Raw genomic sequence first — 707 nt, forward strand, 5'->3', positions numbered from 1 at the left:
AACGGGGTGTGACGGCCGCCCTCTTCCTTGGTCAGCACGTACACTTCGGCGTTGAACTTGGTGTGCGGTTTGATGCTGCCGGGCTTGGCGAGCACCTGGCCGCGCTCGATTTCTTTACGCTCCACGCCGCGCAGCAGGCAGCCCACGTTGTCGCCGGCTTCGCCGCGCTCCAGGATCTTGCGGAACATTTCCACGCCCGTCACCACGGTCTTGCGCGGTTTATCGTTCAGGCCCACGATCTCCACTTCTTCGCCCACTTTGATGGAGCCGCGCTCGATCCGGCCGGTGGCCACTGTGCCGCGCCCGGTAATGGTGAATACGTCTTCCACGGGCATCAGGAAGGGTTTGTCAATGTCCCGCTCCGGCGTGGGTACGTATTCGTCCACCGCGTCCATCAGTTCCCAGATGCTCTTGCACCACTCGCATTCCCGCTTGCCGCAGCCGCATTCCAGCGCCTTCAAGGCCGAGCCGGTGATGATGGGCACGTCGTCCCCGGGAAATTCGTACTGGTTCAACAGGTCGCGCACTTCCATGTCCACCAGTTCCAAAAGCTCGGGATCATCCACCATGTCGGCTTTGTTCAGGTAGACCACGATGTAGGGCACGCCCACCTGGCGGGCCAGCAGGATGTGCTCGCGGGTCTGGGGCATGGGACCGTCCGCCGCGGATACTACCAGGATGGAACCGTCCATCTGGGCGGCGCCGGT

1 protein-coding gene is annotated in these 707 nt (G+C 62.9%); it reads right to left on the reverse strand.

The window, feature by feature from the left end:
* Positions 1-707: GTP-binding protein (locus IT084_RS17650; RefSeq protein WP_243277060.1), on the reverse strand; the 707-nt coding region annotated here is incomplete at both ends.

Origin of the sequence: Desulfallas sp. Bu1-1, from assembly GCF_015594625.1 — a bacterium.
Classification (GTDB): domain Bacteria; phylum Bacillota; class Desulfotomaculia; order Desulfotomaculales; family Desulfallaceae; genus JADNRQ01.